Here is a 3436-nt window from a genome sequence, read left to right as displayed (position 1 = left end):
AGGAGGACGCCGCCGAAGGTAAAACTGGTGATTGGGGTGAAGTCGTAACAAGGTAGCCGTAGGAGAACCTGCGGCTGGATCACCTCCTTTCTAAGGAGTCAGGCAGATGGAAGAACATCAAAGATGGTCAACCATCTGGAACAGGTGAAAGATACAAGCAGAGTAGATATTGTTCGATTTTGAGGGCCCTGAAAAGGACACTCAAAGACGTACCTTGAAAACTGAATAATAACTGCGAAACAAAGATTATAGTAAGTTCTTTTAAGAAATATTGCAATTTCAAAAGGAAGGGTAACAATAATCTTCGTTGGCAAGAGAGAATCAAGAGGAAATACAAGCCATTCTCGAAAGAGAATAGTTTGAATGGTCAAGCGAACAAGGGCGCAGGGCGAATGCCTTGGCACTGGGAGCCGATGAAAGACGTGATAAGCTGCGATAAGCTTCGGGGAGTTGCAAATAAGCATTGATCCGGAGATCTCTGAATGAGGAAACTCACCTGGGTTCATACTCAGGTACAATACACTGAAATTCAAAATAGGTGTATTGAGGGAACCGCCTGAACTGAAACATCTAAGTAGGGCGAGGAAGAGACATCAAACGAGATTCCGTAAGTAGTGGCGAGCGAACGCGGAAGAGGGCAAACCGAGAGTAGAAATACTTTCGGGGTACGGACTGCTTTTAAGACTCAATCTGTTAACCGAACGGCATGGGAAGGCCGGTCAGAGAGTGTGAGAACCACGTAGGTGAAAACGGAGAGAGCTGCGCAGGATCCAGAGTACGGCCAGACACGTGAAACCTGGTCGGAATACGGGGGGACCACCCTCCAACCCTAAATACTACCCAGTGACCGATAGCGTATAGTACTGTGAAGGAAAGGTGAAAAGCACCCCGGGAGGGGAGTGAAAAAGAACCTGAAACCCTGTGCCTACAAGCACCTAGAGCGCGTCAAAGCGTGATAGGGTACTTTTTGTAGAACGGTCCGGCGAGCGATTGTATGCAGCAAGGTTAAGGACTTAAGGTCTGGAGCCGAAGCGAAAGCGAGTTTGAAAAGGGCGTTAAGTTGCATATAATGGGCCCGAAACCGGGTGACCTACCCATGGTCAGGTTGAAGTGGAAGTAAAATTCCATGGAGGACCGAACCGACCTCCGTTGAAAAGGCGGCGGATGAACTGTGGGTAGCGGAGAAATTCCAATCGAACCCGGAGATAGCTGGTTCTCCCCGAAATAGTTTTAGGACTAGCCTCAAGTTAGATACCTGGAGGTAAAGCACTGAATAGCCTAGCGGCCGAGAGGTTAGCGAAGCTTATCAAACTCAGAATGCCAGAGTATTGATGCTTGGGAGTCAGACAGTGTCAGATAAATGTCATTGTCAAAAGGGAAACAGCCCAGATCTACAGCTAAGGTCCCAAAGTCAGGTTAAGTGGAAAACGATGTGAAGATACGCAGACAACCAGGATGTTGGCTCAGAAGCAGCCACTCATTCAAAGAGTGCGTAATAGCTCACTGGTCGAGCGTCTTTGCGCGGAGAATTTAACGGGGCTAAACCTGACACCGAAGCTTAGGCAATGTAGTAATACATTGGGTAGGGGAGCGTTGTATACGCGGAGAAACAGTAGCGCAAGCGGCTGTGGAGTGTATAGAAGTGAGAATGCCGGAATGAGTAGCGCGAATGCAGTGAGAATCTGCATGGCCGAAAGCCTCAGGTTTCTGGAGGAAGGTTCGTCCGCTCCAGGTTAGTCGGGAGCTAAGGTGAGGCCGGAAGGCGTAGCCGATGCACAGACGGTAGAGATTCCGTCACCACCAAAAGAGTTAAGCACAGGGACACATATGAAGTCTCAGAGCCGGGTGTTGGTTCCGGTAGAGATCGAGGGAAATTAGTACCGAAGTCTGAGATGGAAGATGGCGAGAAAAGCTGTGTGTATTTCTGAGGTGCCCGTACCGCAAACCGACACAGGTAGGTAGGAAGAAGATTCTAAGGCCAACGGGAGAAGGGTTGTTAAGGAACTCGGCAAATTGACCCCGTAACTTCGGGAGAAGGGGTGCTCCAGAGATGGAGCCGCAGAGAATCGGCCCAAGCAACTGTTTACCAAAAACACAGGTTTGTGCTAAATCGAAAGATGACGTATACGAGCTGACGCCTGCCCGGTGCTGGAAGGTTAAGAGGAGATGTGCAAGCATTGAATCGAAGCCCCAGTGAACGGCGGCCGTAACTATAACGGTCCTAAGGTAGCGAAATTCCTTGTCAGGTAAGTTCTGACCCGCATGAAAGGCGTAATGATTTGGGCACTGTCTCAACAGCCCGCCCGGCGAAATTGTAGTACCGGTGAAGATGCCGGTTACCCGCGACAAGACGGAAAGACCCCATGGAGCTTTACTGTAGCCTAATATTGGGTTTCGATGTTGCATGCACAGGATAGATGGGACTCTTGGAAACCAAGGCTTTGGCTTTGGCGGAGAGGCCGTTGGGATACCATCCTTGCGATATTGGAATTCTAACCTGCGGCTCTGAATCGAGTCGGGGGACATTGTTAGGTGGGCAGTTTGACTGGGGCGGTCGCCTCCTAAAGAGTAACGGAGGCGTTCAAAGGTTCGCTCAGCTTGAACGGAAATCAAGCAAAAGAGTGCAAACGCAGAAGCGAGCCTAACTGCGAGACTGACGGGTCGAGCAGTAACGAAAGTTGGAGTTAGTGATCCGGTGGTATGTGAGTGGAAATGCCATCGCTCAACGGATAAAAGTTACCCTGGGGATAACAGGCTGATCTCCCCCAAGAGTCCACATCGACGGGGAGGTTTGGCACCTCGATGTCGGCTCATCGCATCCTGGGGCTGTATTCGGTCCCAAGGGTTTGGCTGTTCGCCAATTAAAGCGGTACGCGAGCTGGGTTCAGAACGTCGTGAGACAGTTCGGTCCCTATCTGTCGTGGGCGCAGGATATTTGATGGGAGCTGTCCCTAGTACGAGAGGACCGGGACGGACGTACCTCTGGCGCACCAGTTGTTCCGCCAGGAGCATAGCTGGGCAACTACGTACGGATCGGATAAACGCTGAAAGCATCTAAGCGTGAAGCCGACCCAAAGATAAGATATCCCACTGATTCAATCAGGTAAGATCCCTTGTAGACTACGAGGTTGATAGGCACGATGTGTAAGTGGAGTGATCCATTCAGCAAGTGTGTACTAATAGATCGAGGGCTTGACCACAATTCGCTTGAATTCTCAAGTCAATGACAAAATGTGAGCAGTGATTATTCAGTTTTGAAGGCACGTCCTTCAAGAAACACTGGACAAAGTAAAACAGAAATGTTATACTGAACCAGTCATATTGGTCGGTGACGATGACGGTGAGGTTCCACCTGTTCCCATTCCGAACACAGAAGTTAAGCTCACTCGTGCCCAAGATAGTTCGCTGGAAACGGCGCGTGAAAATAGGTAGTCGC

3 rRNA genes are annotated in these 3436 nt (G+C 49.9%); all 3 read left to right on the top strand.

Annotation, left to right across the window (positions count from 1 at the left end):
- A 16S ribosomal RNA gene (locus D3F01_RS15725) occupies positions 1 to 90 on the top strand; the annotation flags it as partial.
- 275 nt (positions 91 to 365) lie between these two features.
- Positions 366 to 3200 (top strand): 23S ribosomal RNA (locus tag D3F01_RS15720).
- A 124-nt stretch (positions 3201 to 3324) separates the two neighbouring features.
- Positions 3325 to 3436, top strand: a 5S ribosomal RNA gene (gene rrf / locus D3F01_RS15715); the annotation flags it as partial.

Source organism: Faecalibacterium sp. BCRC 81149 (genome assembly GCF_022750605.1).
GTDB lineage: Bacteria > Bacillota > Clostridia > Oscillospirales > Ruminococcaceae > Faecalibacterium > Faecalibacterium duncaniae.
This window is presented reverse-complemented; position numbering and strand designations above follow the sequence as displayed.